Origin of the sequence: Pseudomonas sp. NY15354 (genome assembly GCF_048068075.1) — a bacterium.
GTDB classification, from domain to species: domain Bacteria; phylum Pseudomonadota; class Gammaproteobacteria; order Pseudomonadales; family Pseudomonadaceae; genus Aquipseudomonas; species Aquipseudomonas guariconensis_C.
The window spans coordinates 1-20,738 of the sequence record NZ_JBLUPV010000012.1 but is presented as its reverse complement, the minus strand read 5'-3'; the positions used below and the strand labels follow the sequence as shown (position 1 = coordinate 20,738).

Genomic DNA, 20,738 nt, shown 5'->3' with positions numbered 1-20,738 from the left:
CTTGGGAAAGGATCTGGCCGCTTCTGCAGGATCACGTGATCCTGCAGAAGCGGCTAGCTGCCAGCCTCAACGCCACTCGCTGTAGGGCTCCAGCGGCTCCACCGGCAACAGCAGGTTGCCGCGCCAGGGCTCGAACAGATACCGAACGTAGAGCATGGCACTGCTCGGCGCATAGTCATCGCTGTGCTGCCAGTCGAAGCCCCCGCCCAGTGCCCAGTGATCGCTCAGGCGGCGCTCGAACAGCCCTCGCAAGTGATAGCCCAGGCCACTGCTAGAGCTTGAATCGCTGATGTCGTCGAGATTCGCCTTCAGAATGTCGTGACGGGCCTCCACTTTGTGGTTGAGTGAATTGTTCGGATACAACGGGCGGCTGCCGCTATTTGCCTGGGACCAACTGACCGAACTTTCCAGCAGCACTGACCAGTCGTAGTTGCGCCAGGCATAGCTGAACGGTACCCCAATGGAGTTGTATCGCTCAGGACTGTAGTAGCCGCCCTGACCCAGGGTGTAATCGCCTAAGTCTTTGTCATGGCGCCAGTGCATCACGGTCAGACCAACGCGCATGCGTTCATCGGCTTTTTCCACCAGCCGGTAGTAGTAACCCGCCATGGCTCGTGTGCGCTGGTTATCCACCACGTTTTCACCATACAACCAGTGATGGCCAAGGCTGGCCCATACCCCATGATCGCCGCCCTGATCCCAGCTGAGACCGAGCGTGGCACCATTGGCGGTCACGCCGCCCCAGCGCTCGCGGGTATATGGATCCTTCGCACCGCCAAAAGACAACAGCGAATTACTCATCGGCCGCCGCGAGGCGGTGAGCGACCAACCGTACTCGCCCCAATCACCATTGACCGTCGCGCCGCCCAGCCAGTTGTTTATTTCAAAGCCATCGGTGACACCTACATCGGCGGCCCAGCGGCTTCCCTGCCATCCTAAAGCCATGATCCGGCCATCTGAGCGCTGCGTCCCGCCCGGGCAGTTGGTATCAGCCACCTCACAGGTGCCATAGCGCTCGTTGTGATGACCGTTCTCATCCACATCGAAACTACCAGCATCCAGACCAATCCTTTCCAAACGCACGAACGCCTTGCCATCTTGCAACGGCATGTCCGCGTGCAACAGGGTCGTCTGCCTCTTGAGCTCGGAGATCCCTGGGGTCCCGTCGTCATTGCGCCAGCCATAGTCATGCATCAACGTGATGCTGGGGTTCTGCTGACGGTACAACTCATCAACGTCGCTGCGCAGGCTGCGCGCCAGCCAGTCGTCCTCGTCCTTGGCACGGCTCGCATAGGTCAGCGCCCGATCATCACGCGGTTCCACCGCACGGCGCTCGAGCAGGTCGGCATCGGCCATCGCCGCGGCGTAAAGATCCAATGCTCGTTGCGGGTCCTGCTGCACTGCCAATCGAGCAGCATCTCGACGCAATAGCGGATCAGGCTGGGCTTGCTCAGCCACCAGACGGTCGAGCAGCGACGCCGCCTGCGCCCGGTCGCCCACTGCCAGCCAGGCATTAGCCAGACGCCGCTGTGCGTCGATCTGCCCGGGCGGGAACTGGGGCGCACGCCGCTCCAGGGCCTGGCGTGCTCGGGGCAGGTCGCCTTCGGCTATCCAGCCCTCGATCAACCCAAGGCGGGCCTCAGGTTGCTCCGGCTGGCGCTCCAGCACGCGTTCGAAGTACGTTCGGGCTGTGCTGTGATCCCCCCGGGTCGCCACCCAGTCCGCGAGCATCAGTAGGTCATCGGTGTCGCCTTCGCCGCGGGCAATCCCGGCCTCGAGCAGTGCGCTTGCCTCGGCTTCGCGCCCCTGGTCGCGCAACTGTCGCGCTTGAGCCAGAGTGACGCGGCGCCGCGCGCGCTTCTCAAGGGCATGCATGTCGTCGGTCCATGCACCCTGGGGGACACCGGCAAGGCTATCCAGTACCAAGGCATCACGGTCAGTGGACTCCAGGAACAGGCCATGGGCATAACGCGCTTGCGGGTCGGTCGGATGCCGTTGCAACAGCTTGGCAAAGGCGGCATCGGCCTCGCCGATACGCCCTTGCTGACGAAGGCTGCCGGCGAGTTGGTAAACCAGCCAGGGTTCATCTGGCGCCAACTCGACTGCCCGCTTCAGCGCTGGGCTTGCCGCTGCCCAGTCCTGCCGCTGCACGGCTGCATCGGCTTCGCTGCGCAGTTGCTCCAGTTCCAGGCTGCGGCGCAGGCTGGCGAACATTGCCTGTTGCCGAGGTGGCAGGCCGTTAAGGTAGGCACGCGCCTTGTCGGGTGATTGTGCTTGGTAGATCCGCATCAGGCCGCGCACAGCACTCTCGTTGTCCGGCGCCATGCGCCGAACCTGAAGGTACAAGCGCTCAGCAGTGGCCGGATCGCCCTCGGCGACCGCCACTTCGGCCAAGCCAAGCACGGCGAATTCATCCTGGGGCCGCTGCTGACGCGCCTGTTGATAGATCGCACGGGCGGTGGAAATATCGCGCCGCTCCAGCGCCTGGTCGGCTTTTTCCAATTGCATCCAGTAATGGCTGGATGACTCCAGATCCTTCCACTGACTGATCCAGTATGTGTCCTGCTCCTTGGTAGCAGCCAGACGAAACGCGGCGTTGGCGTCCTCGAAACGGCTCTGGCGCATCAACGCATAACCCAAGGCGCCGTGCAGGCTGGCATCGTCGGGGTATTGGCGCAAGGCACGGCGCAACTGGGCCTCAGCCTCGGCGTTACGCCCTTGGTCGAGCAACTGCTTGCCACGCTGACCGGCCTGCCAAGCGGGATCGGCGATCAATTGACGTTGCTGGGCAAGGGTCTGGTTGGCCTGGGGCAACAGCGGTGATGCCGGATAGCGTTGGACGAAAGCTTTCCAGGCCGCCACGCTGGCAGCGCCCACGGGCTGCCCAGAGAGATAGTCGAATTCCCGCTGCGCAGCAGAATCGCGTGCGCCTGGATCACGTGAGAGCAATTCGAGCAGGGCCAGCGCCTCGGGATCTCGTTTCTCAGCAAACAGCAGCCCCACCAGAGTCTGGCGCAGCCCAGCATTCCCTGGGTACTGCCGATCCAGGGCCTGCAATTGCTCGATCGCTTCGCGCCGCTGGCCAGGCAAGGCGCTGCGCACACGCCAGTAGTCCAGCGCAAGCTCCAGACTGGGCGGCTCACCCGCGAACAACTGATCGTAAATCTCCAGCGCCTCCTGATTGCGCCCGGTCACTGCGAACAGGCGTGCCTGTTGCAGGCGCCGGGTTGCCTCCGGCTGCTGCAACTCGATCAGACGCTTGGCCTTGTGCTCCTGGACGCTACCGGGCGCCTCCTGGCTAATGCGCGCCATGAGCTGGGTGACCTGGTCCTGATCATGCTCGCGCAGGGCCAGGCGCAACGAAGCGAACAGCACCTCGGCGTCGCGCGGCTCAAGAAGGCGCAAGCGACCCAGCGCATCGCGAACCAGATCATCGCGGTGCAAAGCCTCGCCCATGCGGATCTGCTCCAGCAGCCATTGGCGTTGCTCGCTGCGGTCAGTCGGTTGCGCGGCAACCTGGCTGCAAAGCCCTGTCAGCAGCACGATGCTAATCAATCGGTACATGACGTACTCCAGGCCGGCAACAAGCGACCCTCCTTGTCAAAGCGATACCGCGCCTCATCCCAGCCCTGGCCAAACAACGCCAACATCTGGCTGTAGTACGCACGAGGCTCTATCGGATGATCCTTTATTCGCTGGCGCTGGGCGCGCAGCCCTTCGTCGGCATTCGGTGTCACGGCCAGCAATGGCAGCAGTGCGGCCGAGAAACCACCCGGTCCGCCACCACGAGCCTGGCCACTACGGGCGTCTACGGTTTCCGGCGGCTGTCCCTTTTGTGTCGTCAGCATGGCCATCGGCGCGAAATGCTGGAGCAGTTCAACCCGTTGGGCAGCGTCCTTGGCAAGCATGCCTACCCACAGATAGACACGAATGGCGTCATAGTCGCCGGCACTCCCATGTTGCGGGTCGGGCTCGATCTTGCCGGTGGGCGTCCATAGCAGCCAGTCGGGCGCAAAGCCTTTGGGAGAGGCATCGCGCAGCAGCCGACGGGTGTTGCCCGCAAGCTCGCCCCACAGGGGGTCGACCAGGGCGAAGCGGTCCAGCAATTGCGGTGGCAGGTAGCTCGGGTTCAGGCGCCAGCCTCGGGCATCGTCAAAACCGTAGTCCGCCGGCAGCAGCATGATGCCCAGACCAGGCAGTTTGCGCAGGGTTTGAGCGCTGATGCGCCATAGCAGGTGCTGACCCAGCTGGGTATAGCTGGGTTCGTTCCACAAACGCCCCGCCTCAAGCAGGCTGTAGGCGATCCAGAGGTCGGCGTCGCTGGCATTGTTGGGGTCGAGTACCTGCCACTTGCCCTTGGCGTCACGCCCCCACAGCCAGGCCGGCAAATGGCTCGAGAGGTCTCCCTCAGCCAGGTTGTTGCTGGTCCAGCGCAGCAGTTGAGCGAAGGTTGCCCGGTCATTGGCCACTAAGGCGAAGAACAGCCCATAGCTCTGCCCTTCGGAGGTGGTAATCAGGCGCTCATCACTGGGGTCCAGCACGCGTCCGTCCACACTCACCAGCTCTGTTCGCAAACGCTCCCAGGCCGGCCAAGGACAGTTTGGCGCTGCGCCCGCGACTGCGGGCAGGCTCAGCGCCAGCATCAGCACAAACCGCCACATGATCAGTCAGCCTCACCCAGCCGGCGTCGGGCAGCCCAACGCAGCGCGCGCCACAGCAGGAAGGCGAACAACAGCACGCTGATAGTGGCAAGCACTGCGAGCAATAGCGGCTGCTCGGACAGGTGGAACCACAGCAGCAGCCACCAGGGCAGTTGACCGACGAAGTAGTGCTCGCCCACGAACTGGCTGCTCACACCACTGGACCGCACCAGCGTGACAGAGCCGGCCACCGCATCGAGCTTGCCGGTATCGCCGAGCGCTTCACGCAGCAGCGCATAGTCGGCATCGGTATTGCCCAGCAAGGCGACCACGCTGCGCTGCTCATGGAAGGGGGACTTGAGCCCGGTGATCGCGCCGAGCGGCGCCTGGGCACTGATCGCCACATGGCTGCTGGCCGGCACGGGCGATGTGTCGAACCGGTAGCGACCGGGCATGTTTGTGGAGCGCCCCTGCGCCAGCCAGTCGCGCTGGGCGTTGAGCAGCAGACCCAGGTTGCGCTCCTGGGCCAGCTCCTGGGGCAATGTGCCGATGACCAGCAGGTCGGCATCCGCCGAGGCCGCTTGCTTCCAGTCGTCGATCAGGCGAATCCCTAAGGCCGGGTAGCCGACTTGACCGGCAATGCTACTGACCACATCGAGCAGAATACCCACCTGCATCGGCGTCGGCTTGGCGGGTACCAAGACCTGGGTTTCGGACAGATCGGCCATGCGGCTGAACGGGAAACCGCTGCGGGCGAAGGCACGCAGGTCGGGCATGGCGATGTAGTGGTGATAACCGGAGAGGTCGATGGTGGAGTTCTCGTCGATGGCCGCGCGTACGTCCACCGGCAAGGAGGTCTGGCACTGATCACGCTGAGAGCTGCCGAGCTTGCTGGCGAAGCTGAAGTCGAACCGCAGGCGGTTGCGGTCGCCGATCTTCAGCGCAGGTACCAACGCCTGCTCGCTCAACGCGGTGCTGTCGCTGGACAGCACGCTCAGGCGCAGCTCTTCGAGCGTGCCGCCACGACGATCATTGCCCACCAGCGGCATGCTGGTGATGTATTGATCATTGACACTGATGGTCAGGCGCGATTCGTCCGTGACCGCCGGCGGTGTGTAGCGATACAGCGTGCGCAACGGAATGCCCTGGTTGCGCCAGACGAACAGATCCGGCGGCAGGTTCACATCGAGGATGATCGCGTTCGGTTGCAAGCCGCTGACCTGCAACTGCTGCGGGTAATCGAGCAACTCGGCGAAACGTACCGGGCGGTCGGTGCGGGTCCAGTTCGGCGCATCGTATGGCTTGCGAGGCTGCAGATCGCTCATCTGCTCGATCTTCACCCGGTCGCCACGGAACAGGTTGTTGCCTACCGCCAGTGCCGAGGCAGCCTTGACCAGGTCCTCGTCGTTACGGCCCAGCACCAGCAGTACCTTGCTCCAACGATCGCTCGGATGGTCGATCAGTTGCACCACCGGGCCGTCCACCCGTGGGAACTTCTCGTAGTCGGCCAGGAATGCCGGACGCCGCTCGTTGCTGGCAAAGACGATCGCCGGCTTGGGCTTGTCGCCTGCGGCTGGCAGGCTGTCGAAGAGCACCGGGAAGGTCGCCTTGCGCCAGCCCGCCTGGCTGCCGAAATAGGACGCGAGAATCGTGGCGGCACGTTGCTCACCCAGCGTCGGGCTGGCGGCGAAGACCACCGGCAGGTCAACTTTGCCGGTATCGCGCGCGTCGAAGAACGGCAACGGGAAGAAGGCCAGGTCGTTTTCCATCGCCAGGGCCTGCTCGCGCAGGTGAACCTCGCTCTTGCGATTGAGGTTCAGCCAAAGGCCGCTGTGCGCCGGGTCTTCACAGATATCGGCATAGTGCCCGACGAACTCCAGACGCACCCGGTTGAAGTCACTGATCAGCTTGGGGTCAAGCGGCAGCTGACGCTGGACGCGCTGGCCAAGCTGGTCCTTTTCCACCGGCAACACGCCCATCAGCTCGTCATTGAGGTAGACGCGCAGGTGCGACAGGGTCGGCAACAGCGCCGGCGAGGGCGTGTAGTCCAACTGCAGGACAGCTTCAGTGGCGAGCCGGTCACGACGCAGCCCGAATTCGATCTGCTCGCTGTTGCGCACACCGAGCAACAGGGTGTCGGCCGGATGCCCGAGCTGCTCGAACGTTCTCGCCACGGGCCAGTTAGGTACCACCGGCTCGGCAACGGCCTCGGGGGTGGGCGGGGTGGGGGCGGCGGTGGCCTGGAACACGCAGGCGAGCAGCGCCATCGCCAGGCCCCAGGTACGTGCGGGGTAACGAGTCATGATGCGTCTCGGGTTGAAAGATTCGTGGAAGGGAGAGGCCGCGGGGTGCGCGGCATGAAGGTGGCCAGCCAGCGCGCCAGTACGACCAGCGGTCGTACCGGCCCCAACAGCCGCACCGGAACGTACTCGAGCAGTCGCAGGTAGCCGACGCCGCCCAGCTTCAGCACATCGACCAGGCTTTGCAGCGGGCGGTCGTGCTGATGCGCCTCCTGCCAGGCCAGCCAAGCGTCGGCGCGGGCGAAAGTGCAGTGCACCAGGTCGATGCGTTGCTGTGTGTCCAGCTCATCGAAGGCCAAGCCGAGGTGGCGGCCAACTCGGCGGGTGATCCGTGCATCGAAGGCAAATTCACGCTCCCCTCGACTGAGCAGCAGACGCACACGCCCGCCGGTCTTGGGCACCAGACCCTCGCCCAGCTCCAGGCCGATGCCGCTGTCCGAATAGTCCACCAGGGTGCACGGATAGGCGTGACCGTTCTCAAGGACCAGTGCGGCCGGCAAATGCATCTGCACCCGGTGCGCACGTCGTACCTGGCGAACCTCGGCGGCCACGGCCGTCGCGGCGCCGATGATCAACAGGTTGTAGGTCACCCAGAGCGAACTGACAATGACCGTGCCGATCTCTTCGGTCGGGCCGGTGAACAGACGCCAGATCGCGAACCCGAGGCCGACGAAATTGAGCACCGCCAGCAACAGGTAAGGCTGGGCGATACGCCAGTCGAACTGGCTCTCCTCCATCAACCCGCCTTTGGCGGTGACGTTGAACTTGCCCTTCTTCGGCGCGAACAGGGCCACCGTGGTGGGCCGGGCGATGTACCAGGCCAGCACCGTCTCGTAGACCTCGCCCCAGAAGGTTCGCCGGTATTTGCCCTGCATGCGCGAGTTGGTCAGGCTGGCGTGGATCATGTGCGGCAGCACGTAGAGCAGGATCATCAACGCCGGAGCGTAGATGATGTAGGCGTGCAACAGCAGGAACGCCAACGGCGCTGTCAGGAACACCAAACGCGGCAGACCGGCCAGGAAGTGCAACATGGCATTGGCATAGCACACCCGCTGGAACAGGCTCAGGCCACGACCGAACAACGGGTTGTCGGTACGGAAGATCTGCACCATGCCGCGCGCCCAGCGAATTCGCTGGCCGATATGCGCCGACAGGCTCTCGGTGGCCAACCCGGCCGCCTGCGGCAGGCGCAGGTAGGCGGAGTTCCAACCATGGCGGTGCAGGCGCAGGGCGGTATGGGCGTCTTCAGTCACGGTCTCCACGGCAAACCCGCCGATGTCTTCCAGGGCAGTACGCCGCAGCACGGCACAGGAGCCGCAGAAGAAGGCTGCGTTCCACATGTCGTTGCCATCCTGGATCAGACCATAGAACAACTCGCCTTCATTGGGGCGGTTGCGGAAGGTGCCCAGGTTGCGCTCGAACGGGTCAGGCGAGAAGAAATGGTGAGGTGTCTGCACCAGCGCCAGGCCTGGGTCCTTGAGGAACCAGCACCGTCATCTGCAGGAAGGAACGCACCGGCACATGGTCGCAGTCGAAGATCGCGATCAGCTCGCCGTCGGTGACGCCCAGGGCGTGATTCAGGTTGCCAGCCTTGGCGTGCTTGTTGTCGGGACGGATGATGTAACCAACACCCATTTCCTCAGCAAAGGCGCGGAAGTTATCGCGGCGGCCATCGTCGAGCAGGTAGATGCGCAGACGCTCGCGCGGCCAGTCCAGGCCCAGCGCCGCGAGCACAGTGGTACGCACCACCGAGAGGTCCTCGTTGTAGGTGGGGATCATCAAGTCCACGGTCGGCCACTCGGTAAGCTGCTCCGGCAGGTTCGCCGGCTTGCGCTCCAGTGGCCAGCAGGTCTGGATATAACCCAGGATAAGCACGAACCAGGAGTAGGTCTCAGCAATCAGCAGGGTCAGCCCGCACACCAGGTCCAACGTATCGTTCCAGTTGAGCGTGGAGGTGTAGCGCCACCACAGGTAACGGCAGGAGATGATCGTCGAGAGGATGATCAGCATCAGGGTCGGGAAGCGACCGGGCATGTGGCGCACCAGCATGGCGATGCCCCACAGCAGCAGAATGAACATCAGCTGGGCCAAGTAGCCGAATGGCTCGGTCACGCACAGCAGCGCCAGTGCAAGGGCGCACACCGTGAGCACGAAGTAGAACGCGCGCCGGGCACCTTTGCTCAGGCCGCGCAGCTGTTGGGCGGCGTTACGCTGCCAAGTGCTGGTGCGCACCTGGCTGGGCACCCGCCGCAACTTCTCGACCATGTGCAAGCGAAGGCGACGCAGGCGTTGCAGCAGAGCGGCCCCGGCGTCAAACAGGGCGCGGCAGCCGCGGGCCAGCGCGGACGGTTTGCGCGGTTGCGGCTCGTGTCGGATCAACAACCACGCACCTTGGATCAGCAAGCGCAGTGGGTCGCCCAAGGTCGGCGGTTTTCCAGCCAGTTGCGGGAACAGCCGCCGCCGATCAGCCAGCAGTGCTTGCCAGGCCGGGGACTCCAGGCGCAGCAGAAGGAAGGCCAGCCAGGTGCCCAGGGTGAACACCAGCGCAGTCAGGCGCGCCGCACCTAGGTGGGAGTAGTAGTGGTAGGCATTGACCGGCGACAGTTTCACGATCGACGCCTCGTCAGGCAGCGCACAGCCAAGCTCTGCACGTCACGGGAGGCCAGGCTCTGGGGGGCGTAGTGGCCGACCGGAGCCTTGCAGGCCAGCGCCTCGACGAATGCCTCGTCGCGATGTATCACCTGCAGAGGAAGGCGGTTGTGGTAAAGCCTGCGCCAGACCATCAGCACATCGCTCTGCAAGCGACTGGCCGCGTCGAAACGGTTGATAAGTAGCAGATCAAAGCGCTCCGGCGCCTGGCGCTCCAGCAGAATGTGGCTGGTCATTTCGGCTTCTGCGACCAGTACACGTACATCGACCTCCACTTCGCGCAAGGCGCCCGAAGATGGCAAATCGAACAGCACCCAGTCGAAGTGCCGGACCAACTGCGCCTGGCGGGTACTCCAGATCCCAGGGTTGAATGTCCCGCTCAGCTCGGCCAAGGCCGGTTCGTCAAGCTCGCCGAAGGGCATAACGCATAAGCCGTCGAACACTTCGAATACCTGATCGCCGAACGGGCGACCGTCCCGTTCGGCGTTCGCCCAACCGTCGCATCCAACCAGCGGCAGATTGAAGTGCAGGCCCAACAGGTTGTCCGGGCATAAGTCGACCAGCAGCACCCGCTCACCCAGTTCCCGCAGGGCATGCCCCAACGCGGCGAGCACGGAGCTACGCCCCAGGCCGCCACGCAGCCCATGCAGCGCAAGGCTGGTCATCGCGCGGTAGCCTTGGGCGCTGGAGCTATCTCATGGGCGAGGTCACTCATGGACTGCGCACAGCTTTCTCCCAGCAAGGGCCAGCGCCGCAGCGCCTCACGCACCCCCACCATCAACGAGATGTCCTGGTAGTTCAGTTCGGGCATATCCAGATGCTGACGCAACCGGGCGATGTCATCACTGCGATCAGCGGGATCTGCTTTCCTTGTCATCAGTTGCTCTCCTTCGGGATCGGTTGCCAGTTCGGCTGGCCTTGCAGACGCATGTAGCTGGTGCCTTGGAAATCCATTACCTGGGCGCCGGACGTTTCAGCAACGTGTTCGGTGGTGGGTAAATCTTTCAGCACGCCAGGCAAATCCAGGACCTGCCCGGCTCCCTGATTGGCATAGACGCGCGATATCAATTCGGACAGAGCCAGGTAGCTGGTGGGCGCCGAGACATGCAGAGGCTCGCGCCGCCCTGGTTGATCCATGCCGATGAACTTGAGCCCTACAGGCACATGGGTGATCGATGGCGTAGGGATTTCGCGCATGCCGGGCAGCTGCATGCGGTCGCCGTGCAGCGCCGCACCGTGCTCCGGTACGATCGCCACGACGACTCGGCGACCGCTGCGTTGCAGTTCATCCAGGAATTTGCCCAGGTCATCGAACAGACGCGTCGCACGGGTGTTGTAGTCCGCCATACGGGTTCCCCCATCAGCAGTCACTATGCGGTTGCCGTCATGCAGGCTGATGGTGTTGTAGAACAGTGAGACATGCGCTGCTCCCGACGCCTGGCGGCGCCCCCACCAGCCTTGCAGCACCTCCAGATCACTAGCGATAGGCGAGCCGTCGAAACCGACCAGCGAGCGGCGGAAGTCTGTGCTGGACAGGCTCGGCTGCGGCATGTGCTGGGTAGTGATGTCACCCAGGAAGTTATCGAAGTGCCCACTGTGGTTGAGCAGCGTCTCACGCTCGAAGCCCAGCCGGGCGAGGTTATCGAACAACAGGCACTGATCGGGTGCCGGCTTGTAGAGCATTTCATGCGAGGGCTGGCCACAGCTGGCCCGCAACACGCGGATCGCTGCCGGGCCACTGTACGAGGTGGCCGAGTTGAACTGGTCGAAGATTACGTCCAGGCGCGAGAACAGCGGGTTCTCATGCAGGCCGACAGCGGTGAGGTCATCCCAGGCCAGGGAGCAGACGTTGATCACCAACAGGTCGAAAGGTTGCTCATCGGGCTTGACCACCGGGAAGGCGGTGACCCGCTGGCGCTCGCGGTCGAAGAAGCTGTCCAGCTTGGCATTGAGCGTGGCATCGTCTGCCGCCACGGCGGCGGCTTCCTGCTTGGCGACGTCGGTCACGACCTGGCGCGAGGTCACTGGCGTGATCGACGGCAGTCCGCTGACCGCCAGCCACAACAACCCGACCACGCTCAAGGTGCTCAGGCGCAGCCAGTGTCTCAGGTAGAAGTAGCCCACCACCGTCAACAACAGAGCCCCCAGCAAATGCCAGTTGATGAAGCGGCCCAGCAGTTCCAGCACATAGTCGGCGGTGAAATCGAGCACGCCGGGTTGTGCGAGCAGACGCTCGAATGGCGGCAGCCAGGTGTCCTGATAGAACAAGGCGACGCCGATTGGTATGGCCACCAGCTGCCGCACGACACGCAACCAGCGCCCTGGCAGTGGCACCATCAGGAAGGCGGCGAACAGCAGGTTGGGTAATGGCTGGAAGTCCAGCAGCCCTGCGGCGAGCATGACGAACTTCGCCAGGAAATACAGGTTCCAGGCCCCCAGACCCGGCCAACGGGACAGTGGGTGGGCAATGACCATCGAATTACTCATGCTTCTCCCCACGTCGACGCACGCCCGCAGCTTTCATGTGACGTGGCGGCAAACGGTGTTTCAACCAGCCCTGCGCCCAGGCTTTCAGGCGCAGCAGAGCGAACGCCAGGATCAGCGTGCCAAGCGCACTGATGCCGATGACTTGCAGCAGTTGCTCGAAATTCATGCCTTGCCTCGTCGTGGCAGCGATATCGGCCTTGGCTGCAACACGGCACGGACCTTGGACATCGGCACGCTGGCCGCATCGGCAACCGGTGCCACCGGCTGCGTCTCATCCATGAATGCCGGCGCACCGAGGCTTTCGGGCGTAATAAGCAATTCCCGGCCGATGAACAGCTCCCGCCAGGACAGTTGAAAGATGTGGTCCAGGGCTTGCTCGACACCTTCGGCGCGGCAGGCGAACAGGAACAGGTACAGCATGTCGTCGACCACGCAGGCGATATCCCCGTCGCGGCGGAAGATACTCCGTGAACACGCTTGCAAGGAGGACAGACCAGGGGCGGGACGCAGCACCAGCAACTGGTGGACGATTTCCCCATTGCGCATGCCTTGCCACATCTGCAGCACGGCATCGGCGAAGGCGCGTGGCGAGACCAGACCCGATATCGGCAGCGGCCGCAGGCGAGCCAGCAGGGCATCGAAGTCAGCCGGTAGGCGGCGACGCCAGGTGTAGCCCTGGATGCTGTCGACCTGAGTCAGGAAGCGTGAAAGGCTGGCGCCGAACGGCACGATCAAGCTGGCACCGCAGGCCAGCAGCAATTGCTCGTCCTGATAGCGCAGGGTCGGTGCCATTTCGCGCACCACCAGTTTCAATGCATTACCTCGCAACAGGCGTAGGGTGTGCAGTTGCCGCGCGAGAACGTCCAGACGCTGCCCGCCATCCATGGTGAAGATCACCGTGGCCGATACCGCCACACCAGCCCTGGCGCCCAGTTCGCTGATGCTGTCGAACAGTTGCCAGTGCTCGGAAAAGGCCGGCGCGCCTTCCAGTACCTGCCGCTGAGCGAGGAAAAGGAGTTCGTCGCCACCGGTCTCGGCCAGCGGCTGAGGGCGGCCCGCGAGCACGAAACCGCCAGTGTGGCGCGTCAATTCGATATCTTCGGTGCCCACGACCCCCAGCCCATTGCGCCAGTAATGCAACAGGTAACGCACGCCCCCCTGGCCACGATAGAGCTGCGCCAGCCCATCGAGGTCCTGATTACGGGTGCGCAGTTGCTCGAGCAGCCAGACGCTCTGCCCTTCGCTGACCATCAACAGAATGCAGCCGGCATCGCGAAGGCTGTCAGCCATCTCGCGGCACCAGCTCCCGAGGTCGCTGTCGTCCCAATCCGCCGCCGATACACGGGCCACGATCACTCGACCGGTCGGGTCGATGCGCGGCAGGTCTTGGGCCAGATGGCGGGCGGCTTGAGGCTGGGCCTCGTACAAGGCGAGCTGCCCCGGTCCACGGTCCGGAGCAAGCCCGTCGACGATTTCACGCAGCCCTTGAGCGCTGTCGATCAGCGTCGCTTTGGCATCGACAGCCATGGCCTCGATCACCTGACGACAAATCGCGCCGGCGTCTTCGGCCGTGTCACAGGCCACCCAGTACAGCCCTTGGGTGTGGAACTGGCAATGCTCGGCGCTCAGGCCGGGTATGGCCAAAGAAGGAATGATTTTCGCCAAAACTATGACTCTGAAATCAGGACCGACGTTTTACCGATAGATGCCGCACATCCATTTGTCGGAGATCAAAAATATCGGTGCACTTTGTCAGAACGCAAAGCGTCAAAAAAACATCAGACTAAAGAGCACAGCTTCGTAAGCGTCAATTGTACAGCAGTCCCGAAGGATAGTGTCAATTCGCTGGTCGGCATTCTCGGATGCCAATCCGGCACGCCTGTTCCAGACAGCCTAGACGCCGATTCACAGGAAACAAGTTTCGTTGCTTCCCTGTGACAATCATCACAATTTGCCTGAAATCGTCCTGCGCAAACGCTTGCGCATCATGCCCCGTCAAGCGTGAAAAATCGTTAAATGAAGCGGATTTTTCTCCCAACAAAGTAGCGCTTCCCTTACCGGGGGACTTCCTTCACGATAGCCCCTCTTCGCGCCCCGCCATTCGGCTCAGCGCCTGTTATCGCGTTGGTTTGACACCCCCTTCGCCACTCTCTAGTGTTATTGGATCCAATTTTTACCAAGGCAGACGTCCACGTGGCCGAAAAACCCCGACTTCTGAAAACCGTTCTGGGCGGCGAGCAGCTGCCAGCGCATCTGGCACGCAGCGTGATCGAAGAGCGTCTGCGCAGCGCCATCGTGGACGGCCGCCTGCCACCCGGCACCGCGCTGCGCCAGCAGGAGATCGCCACGCTGTTCGGCGTTAGCCGCATGCCGGTACGCGAGGCGCTTCGCCAACTGGAGGCGCAATCGTTATTGCAGGTGGTGATGCACAAGGGCGCTGTGGTTGCCCCGCTGATCGGTGAAGATGCGGTCGATACCTATGAGTTGCGGGTCATGCTCGAATCCGAAGCGTTACGCCAGTCGGTCCCCCTGCTCGAACCTGAAGACATCGCACTGGCGCGCGGCTACATCCAGCAACTGGAAAACGAGACCCGCCACGCCGAGATCGGCCGGCTCAATCGCTTGCTGCACATGACGCTCTACAGCAAGGCCCGCAACCAGAAGCTGCTGCGCATGATCGAGATCGAGCTCAACGAGGAAGAACGTTTCCTGCGCTTTCATCTGTCCTCGATGGGCTTGGGCAAGCTGACGCAAGACGATCACATCGCCTTGGTCGATGCCGCAAGCGCCAAGCAGGTAGAGGAAGCCGTCAGTGTGCTGGAACGACACCTGAACAACGCATCGCGCACTATCCGCGCCTACCTGGACAGCCAGTCGGCCCGCTAACGCCTGGAGGCAAGGCCCCAGCACGCGGACACCGCTCAAGGCAGTTGCAAAATAACTCCAGCCCATCAACAATGAGACTAATTATCATTCATACATAATCATCTCAACGCGCCTCCATGTCCTTCAGAGATTCCGTGCATACGCTCTACAGCCATCATCACGGCTGGCTGCACCATTGGTTGCGCAGCAAGCTCGGCAATGCCGCCGATGCCGCAGACCTCGCCCATGACACCTTCGTGCGCCTGCTGCAACGCGATCATCTGGAGCTCAATGCCCCTCGTGCCTTCCTACGCACGATCGCGCGGGGCCTGGTCATCGACCACTGGCGACGCGAAGAGCTCGAACGCGCCTATCTCGAAGCGCTGGCCAATCTGCCACAGGCCGAGGCGCCCTCGGCTGAAACCCGCGAACTGATGCTGGAGCTGCTCGAGCGCATCGCGCGTATGCTTGACGGCCTCAAGCCCAAGGTCCGTCGCGCCTTCCTGCTGGCCCAATGCGAAGGGCTGAGCCACAAGGCGGTCGCCGAACAGATGGGCATCTCTCTACGCTCCGTCGAACGCCATGTGGCGGACGCGCTGTACCACTGCTACCTGCTGCGCTATGACGATGAGCCATGATCCGATGGGCGCCTGCCCGCCTTCGTCCAAGGTGGTCAAACAGGCCATCCAGTGGCTCTTGCGTCTACGAGAAAGTGGCCATGCCCCCGCACTGAGGCTGCAATGCGAGCAATGGCGTAACGCCGATCAGGCGCATGAAGTGGCCTGGCAGCGGGTCGTGAGTCTGCATCAGGATCTCGATCTGCGCGCCATCGCAGGTGCCAATGTCGCCCTGCAGACCTTGGAGACCAGCCAACGTCGCTTGCACCGTCGCCAAGCGCTCAAGCTGCTTGGCGGGGTCGCCTTGGTGGGATCGGCCGCCTGGCTGGGCAAGGACTTACAAGCATTGAGCAGTTGGACGTCGGACTACGCCACAGGTACAGGCGAACGCCGTCGCATTCCGCTTCCAGACGGCTCGCTGCTGCAGCTCAATACCCGCAGCGCCGTGGACCTGGCCTTCGACGAACGACAACGCCTCATCCACCTGCGCCAGGGCGAGCTCATGCTCACTTGCAATGCCGCACAGGGCCCCATGCTGATCCGGACCCGCGACACCCTGCTCGAAGGCTTCGACGCTCAGGTCGTGGTGCGCCAGGACGCCGATTGCACGCGTATCAGTGTCAGCCGGGGACAAGTAGCCCTGCATCGCCCCGGTGACGCTGCATTGCACTGGATCGCCGCTGGCCAGGCCTGGCGCGTGGATGCTCAGGGACCGCATCTGCTCCAACAGCAGGCCATGGATGCCAACGCCTGGACCGAGGGATTGATCGTCACCCGTGACATGCGTCTGGACGCCTTCCTGGCGGAGGTGGCTCGTTATCGTCATGGCTATCTGGGTTGCAGCGATGATGTCGCTGACCTGCGGCTGTCTGGTGTTTTCCGCCTGGAGGATACCGACAAACTGCTGCAATTGCTGCCACAGACACTTCCGGTGCTCATTCGCCAACGCACCCGTTGGTGGGTCCGCCTGGAACGGCTGGCCTGATTTTTCATTTTCTGCAGATTTTTCTGGCGGGTTTTTCCTGCGAGTCCGGCTAGGACAGTAAGCGACTCCTTCAGCCCTCACCGACTCCACGGACTTTTCCATGCCAGACGCCCTGTCTCAACTGAACGCTTTCGATAAGAATGAGTTTCGACCTGTCTTGAGTTCCGGTTTACTCAGCCGGGCCATGCGCGCCGCTGTGCTGGGTGCGACACTCGGTCTCGTGGGCGTTGCCTCCCACGCCCTGGCCGCCGACCCGGTGGGCATGAGCCAGCCGTATGCGATCCCAGGCGGCAATCTGGACGATGTGCTCAACCAGTTCGCTCGCCAAGCGGGCATCACCTTGTCGAGTACCCCTCAGTTGACGGGTGGGCTGCAATCGCCTGGCTTGCAAGGGCAGTACTCCACTGACCAGGCCCTGCACCAGCTGCTCAATGGCAGCGGACTGGAAGCGGCCAGCCAGGACGGGCGCAACTATGTGTTGCGTGCGCAGCCGGAGGATGCCGCCCTATCGCTGCCAAGCACCGACATTCGCAGCTTCACCCTGGGCAATGCCTTGGGCAGCATGGAAGGCTACAACGCCACTCACAGCCAAGTAGCCACCAAGACCAGCATGCCGATTCTGGAAACCACCCAGTCGGTCTCGGTGGTCACCCGACAGCAGATGGACGACCAGGGCTCGCAGACCGTTGCCCAGGCCATGCGCTATACCCCAGGCGTCTTGACCAACCCGTATGGCGCGACCCATCGCTACGACTACGTGGCCATGCGCGGCTTCAACGATGGGTCTGTGGATAACATCTACGTGGACGGCCTGAAGTCCATGGGCGATAACGGCACCTATAGCACCATGCAGGTGGACCCCTACTTCCTCGAGCGCATCGACATCCTCATGGGCCCCTCTTCCGTGCTGTATGGCCGCAGCTCGCCAGGCGGGCTGGTGGCACTGACCACCAAGAAACCGCTGTTCGATCCTTACCACCAGGTCCAGGCCACAGTCGGTACCCAGGGCCAGCGCGGCATGGGCTTCGACTTCAGCGGCCCACTGGATGAAGACAAACGCATCGCCTATCGCCTGACCGGCCTTGCGGACGCTTCCGACACACAATTCGATCACAACAAGGAAGAGCGCTACGCGATCGCGCCTACAGTCAGTATCGACTTCAACGAAGACACTTCACTGACCCTGCAGGCTTACCTGCAGCACGATCCCAATGGCGGCTATCACGGCGGCAATCCGGCGGATGGCATGCTGCATCCGCGCAACGGCCTGCGTTTGTCCGACCACTTCTTCGAGGGTGAACCGGACATCGACAACTACGAGCGCACGCAGCAGTCGTTCAGCTACCAGTTCGAGCACCGCTTCAATGATGTCCTCACGGCACGTCAGAATTTCCGTTATCAGGACTCGGATGTGTCGATGGATCAGGTCTATTCGGCCGGATGGGCGGACACCACCAGCAATATCCTCAATCGCGCGTACACCGGCGGCGACGAACGCCTGCATTCATTCATCGTCGACAACATGCTCCAGGCGGAATTCTTCACAGGCGCGGCCAAACATACTGTTTTGCTCGGTGCCGACTACCAGCGGCGCAAGGCCGATGTAACCTGGCGCTACGGTACCGTCGACCCACTGGATGCCGGCAACCCACACTATGGCCACGGCAACCTTCAGGTCCTTGGCGAAAACAACTACCTGCGGCGTCTGCAGCAGACCGGCGTGTATCTGCAGGATCTGATCGATCTGGATCAATGGCGCTTCTCCCTTGGCCTGCGCCAGGACTGGGTCAAGGTGTCCGAGGAGAATCGCGACACCGATACCAAGGTCAACGACGATCGTTCCAAGTTCACCACCCGCGCGGGCGTGCTGTACCTGTTTGAAAATGGCATCGCGCCCTATGTGAGCTACTCCGAGTCGTTCAACCCCAACACTGTGTCCGACCAGAATGGCCGTCCCCTGGCGCCGACCGAAGGCACGCAGTGGGAGGTCGGCATCAAGCACCAGCCGCCCGGCACGGACAACTTGTTCACCGCCTCGGTGTTCCGCATCGAACAGGAGAACCTGGCCTCCAAGCAGCCGGACGAAGAGTTCTATCGCGCGGTGGGCGAGGTGCGCTCCCAGGGGCTGGAGCTGGAAGCCCATGTGCAGGTGACCGAAAACCTCAAGCTCATCGGTGGTTACACCTACACCGACATCGAGTACGCCAAATCGATGCCGAGCCTGGTGACTCCAGGGCTGGACAACAAGGGCAACTCGCCGACCCAGGCGCCAGAACAGATGTATTCGCTGTGGGCCGACTACAACTTCCGCCAGGGTCCGCTCGATGGTCTGCGCCTGGGTGGCGGCGTGCGCTATGTGGGCTACAGCTGGGTCGATGCGGAAAACAGCATGAAGGTGCCCTCCTATACCTTGTTCGATGCCTCGGTCGGTTACGACCTGGGCAAGGTCGGGCTCAAGGGTGTAGATGTGCGGCTCAATGCCAATAACCTGACCAACGAATCCTACGTCGCCTCTTGTGCGAGCCTGAACTACTGCTACATGGGCGAAGAACGCAATGTCAGCGCCACGGTCAGCTACCAGTTCTGACCTTTCCATTTCCGTGTTCAAAGCCAGCGCCTGATCTCAGGTGCTGGCTTTTTCGTTTCCGGCATTTTCCTGGAGTCCTGATCAATGCGTCCACTCTATGTTCTGCTGCACCGCTACCTTGGCCTGGCCACGGCGGCGTTTCTTACTCTCGCCGGCCTGACCGGCAGTGTGCTGGCCTTCCATCACGAAATCGACGAGTGGCTGAACCCCGGCTTCTATGAGGCATCCGCCACTGGTGCACTTAAACAGCCAGGGGCGCTTGTGGATAAGTTGCAGACGCAGTACCCGCAGCTGCAAGTCTGGTATATGGAATATCCACATGAGGCGGGGCACTCCGCGCTGCTGGCCATGGTTCCGCGTAACGATCCGCAATCCGGCCAGCCCTATGATGAGAAAAACACTGTCTTCTATCTCGATCCGGTCAGCGGCGAGACGCTGGGCAAGCGGTACTGGGGCGAATGCTGCTTCTCGCGCGAGAATTTCATGCCGTTCATTCTGGAACTGCACTACAGCCTGACCTTGCCGGGCAACTGGGGGATTGTGCTGATGGGTGTGGTAGCGATCCTCTGGACAGTGGATTGCTTCATCGCTGTGCTGCTCACCCTGCCCCGTGGGCGGCCGTTCTGGCGCAAATGGAGCACTATCTGGAAGATCAAGGGCGGGCATGCCTATCGGCTGAACATGGATATCCACAGGGCTAGCGGTTTATGGCTGTGGTTGCTGCTGCTGCCTATCGCCGTCAGCAGCGTGGCGATGAACCTGCCGGCGCAGGTCTTCAAGCCCGCCGTCTCGATGTTTTCGCCTGTTGAACCGAGTGTCTATGAAGCCCGGGGAGCGATGGCTAAGGAAGCCCTGGGCGTGACACAGTTGACCTATCAACAGGCCTATCAGCGTGCGCTGGAGGAAGGCGCAAGACTAGGGCTGAGCGCACCGATCGGCGAGCTCTATTACAGCTTCGAGTACAACTTTTATGGCGCGGGGTTTGGTCAGCATGATACCGAGGCCCATGGTAAGTCCTGGTTGTTCTTTCACGGTACCGATGGCCAGCTGATAGGTCAGGAAATCGCCGGACAAGGCACGCTGGGTGAACAGTTCTATCGCTTGCAGCTTCCCATCCATGGCGGCCGCATCATCGGGATCACGGGGCAAGTATTGATTGCGATTCTAGGCGTGGTGATCGCCGTGTTGTCGATCACTGGGGTTTACATCTGGTGGCGCAAGCTACAAGCGCGACGTAGCGGCAGGTTGCGCAAAGCAGCCATTTAAAGCCCAGGAAAGACAAAGCCCCTGTTCGCAGCGCGAACAGGGGCTTTGGATTTGAATCTTGACGATGACCTACTCTCACATGGGGAAGCCCCACACTACCATCGGCGATGCGTCGTTTCACTGCTGAGTTCGGGATGGGATCAGGTGGTTCCAACGCTCTATGGTCGTCAAGAAATTCTGTGTGCTGGCCCGTCCCTCGGACGTGCCTGCGAATTTCGGGTGTTTCTACTTAAAGACAAAACCCCTACCTGCTCGCGCAGATAGGGGTTTTGCGAAATGAATCTTGACGATGACCTACTCTCACATGGGGAAGCCCCACACTACCATCGGCGATGCATCGTT

At 62.3% G+C, this 20,738-nt stretch carries 13 protein-coding genes, 1 rRNA gene and 1 pseudogene; 5 read left to right on the top strand and 10 right to left on the bottom strand.

From position 1 onward, the window contains the following. Window positions 1–66: 66 nt before the first annotated feature. The 9 genes and pseudogenes from bcsC to bcsE form a co-directional block, all read right to left on the bottom strand. A complete protein-coding gene (bcsC, locus tag ACNFCH_RS13650; RefSeq protein WP_416742978.1) occupies window positions 67–3,564 on the bottom strand; it encodes a cellulose synthase complex outer membrane protein BcsC in 3,498 nt (1,165 codons plus the stop codon). Beyond that, window positions 3,552–4,661, bottom strand: coding sequence for a cellulose synthase complex periplasmic endoglucanase BcsZ (bcsZ, locus tag ACNFCH_RS13645; protein ID WP_337156964.1), 1,110 nt, complete (start codon window positions 4,659–4,661; stop codon window positions 3,552–3,554). The genes bcsC and bcsZ overlap by 13 nt, the downstream gene beginning before the upstream one ends. Before the next feature lie 2 nt (window positions 4,662–4,663). Further along, the gene (gene bcsB, locus ACNFCH_RS13640; RefSeq protein ID WP_337156965.1) at window positions 4,664–6,943 is read right to left on the bottom strand and encodes a cellulose biosynthesis cyclic di-GMP-binding regulatory protein BcsB; all 2,280 of its coding nucleotides are present in this window, start codon (window positions 6,941–6,943) and stop codon (window positions 4,664–4,666) included. After that, window positions 6,940–9,550 (bottom strand): annotated as a pseudogene (bcsA, locus tag ACNFCH_RS13635) (UDP-forming cellulose synthase catalytic subunit). Before bcsA ends, bcsB begins: the two are co-directional and overlap by 4 nt. After that, entirely contained in the window at window positions 9,547–10,254 is a 708-nt protein-coding gene (gene bcsQ, locus ACNFCH_RS13630; RefSeq protein ID WP_337156967.1) for a cellulose biosynthesis protein BcsQ, read from the bottom strand. Before bcsQ ends, bcsA begins: the two are co-directional and overlap by 4 nt. Further along, window positions 10,251–10,469 (bottom strand): cellulose biosynthesis protein BcsR, encoded by a 219-nt coding sequence (gene bcsR / locus ACNFCH_RS13625; protein ID WP_337156980.1) that lies wholly within the window; start codon window positions 10,467–10,469, stop codon window positions 10,251–10,253. Before bcsR ends, bcsQ begins: the two co-directional genes overlap by 4 nt. Next, on the bottom strand, window positions 10,466–12,076 hold the full coding sequence (gene bcsG, locus ACNFCH_RS13620) for a cellulose biosynthesis protein BcsG (protein WP_337156968.1): 1,611 nt from the start codon (window positions 12,074–12,076) through the stop codon (window positions 10,466–10,468). The genes bcsR and bcsG overlap by 4 nt, the downstream gene beginning before the upstream one ends. Continuing rightward, window positions 12,069–12,242 (bottom strand): cellulose biosynthesis protein BcsF, encoded by a 174-nt coding sequence (bcsF, locus tag ACNFCH_RS13615; protein WP_337156969.1) that lies wholly within the window; start codon window positions 12,240–12,242, stop codon window positions 12,069–12,071. The genes bcsG and bcsF overlap by 8 nt, the downstream gene beginning before the upstream one ends. Beyond that, complete coding sequence (gene bcsE, locus ACNFCH_RS13610; protein WP_337156981.1) at window positions 12,239–13,729, bottom strand: cellulose biosynthesis protein BcsE; 1,491 nt, start codon at window positions 13,727–13,729, stop codon at window positions 12,239–12,241. The genes bcsF and bcsE overlap by 4 nt, the downstream gene beginning before the upstream one ends. 540 nt (window positions 13,730–14,269) lie before the next feature. Here bcsE and ACNFCH_RS13605 point away from each other — a divergent pair. From ACNFCH_RS13605 to ACNFCH_RS13585, 5 genes are all read left to right on the top strand, one after another. Beyond that, complete coding sequence (locus ACNFCH_RS13605; protein WP_337156970.1) at window positions 14,270–14,962, top strand: GntR family transcriptional regulator; 693 nt, start codon at window positions 14,270–14,272, stop codon at window positions 14,960–14,962. 116 nt (window positions 14,963–15,078) lie between these two features. After that, window positions 15,079–15,579, top strand: coding sequence for a sigma-70 family RNA polymerase sigma factor (locus tag ACNFCH_RS13600; RefSeq protein ID WP_337156971.1), 501 nt, complete (start codon window positions 15,079–15,081; stop codon window positions 15,577–15,579). Between the two features lie 4 nt (window positions 15,580–15,583). Further along, a complete protein-coding gene (locus ACNFCH_RS13595; protein ID WP_416743008.1) occupies window positions 15,584–16,543 on the top strand; it encodes a FecR domain-containing protein in 960 nt (319 codons plus the stop codon). A gap of 184 nt (window positions 16,544–16,727) precedes the next feature. After that, window positions 16,728–19,130 (top strand): TonB-dependent siderophore receptor, encoded by a 2,403-nt coding sequence (locus ACNFCH_RS13590; protein ID WP_416743007.1) that lies wholly within the window; start codon window positions 16,728–16,730, stop codon window positions 19,128–19,130. An 84-nt stretch (window positions 19,131–19,214) separates the two neighbouring features. Beyond that, window positions 19,215–20,396 carry a PepSY-associated TM helix domain-containing protein gene (locus tag ACNFCH_RS13585; RefSeq protein WP_416742975.1) on the top strand — a complete coding sequence of 394 codons (1,182 nt, stop codon included), beginning with the start codon at window positions 19,215–19,217 and terminating at the stop codon, window positions 20,394–20,396. Window positions 20,397–20,452: 56 nt separating this feature from the next. Here ACNFCH_RS13585 and rrf read toward each other — a convergent pair. Beyond that, a 5S ribosomal RNA gene (rrf, locus tag ACNFCH_RS13580) occupies window positions 20,453–20,568 on the bottom strand. Window positions 20,569–20,738 lie beyond the last annotated feature (170 nt).

Coding starts and splice junctions, on each gene's coding strand:
- bcsG (WP_337156968.1), bottom strand. CDS start 12,076: ATGAGTAATTCGATGGTCATTGCCCACCCACTGTCCCGTTGGCCGGGT.
- bcsF (WP_337156969.1), bottom strand. CDS start 12,242: ATGAATTTCGAGCAACTGCTGCAAGTCATCGGCATCAGTGCGCTTGGC.
- ACNFCH_RS13600 (WP_337156971.1), top strand. CDS start 15,079: ATGTCCTTCAGAGATTCCGTGCATACGCTCTACAGCCATCATCACGGC.
- ACNFCH_RS13585 (WP_416742975.1), top strand. CDS start 19,215: ATGCGTCCACTCTATGTTCTGCTGCACCGCTACCTTGGCCTGGCCACG.
- ACNFCH_RS13590 (WP_416743007.1), top strand. CDS start 16,728: ATGCGCGCCGCTGTGCTGGGTGCGACACTCGGTCTCGTGGGCGTTGCC.
- bcsC (WP_416742978.1), bottom strand. CDS start 3,564: ATGTACCGATTGATTAGCATCGTGCTGCTGACAGGGCTTTGCAGCCAG.
- bcsB (WP_337156965.1), bottom strand. CDS start 6,943: ATGACTCGTTACCCCGCACGTACCTGGGGCCTGGCGATGGCGCTGCTC.
- bcsQ (WP_337156967.1), bottom strand. CDS start 10,254: ATGACCAGCCTTGCGCTGCATGGGCTGCGTGGCGGCCTGGGGCGTAGC.
- bcsZ (WP_337156964.1), bottom strand. CDS start 4,661: ATGTGGCGGTTTGTGCTGATGCTGGCGCTGAGCCTGCCCGCAGTCGCG.
- ACNFCH_RS13595 (WP_416743008.1), top strand. CDS start 15,584: ATGGGCGCCTGCCCGCCTTCGTCCAAGGTGGTCAAACAGGCCATCCAG.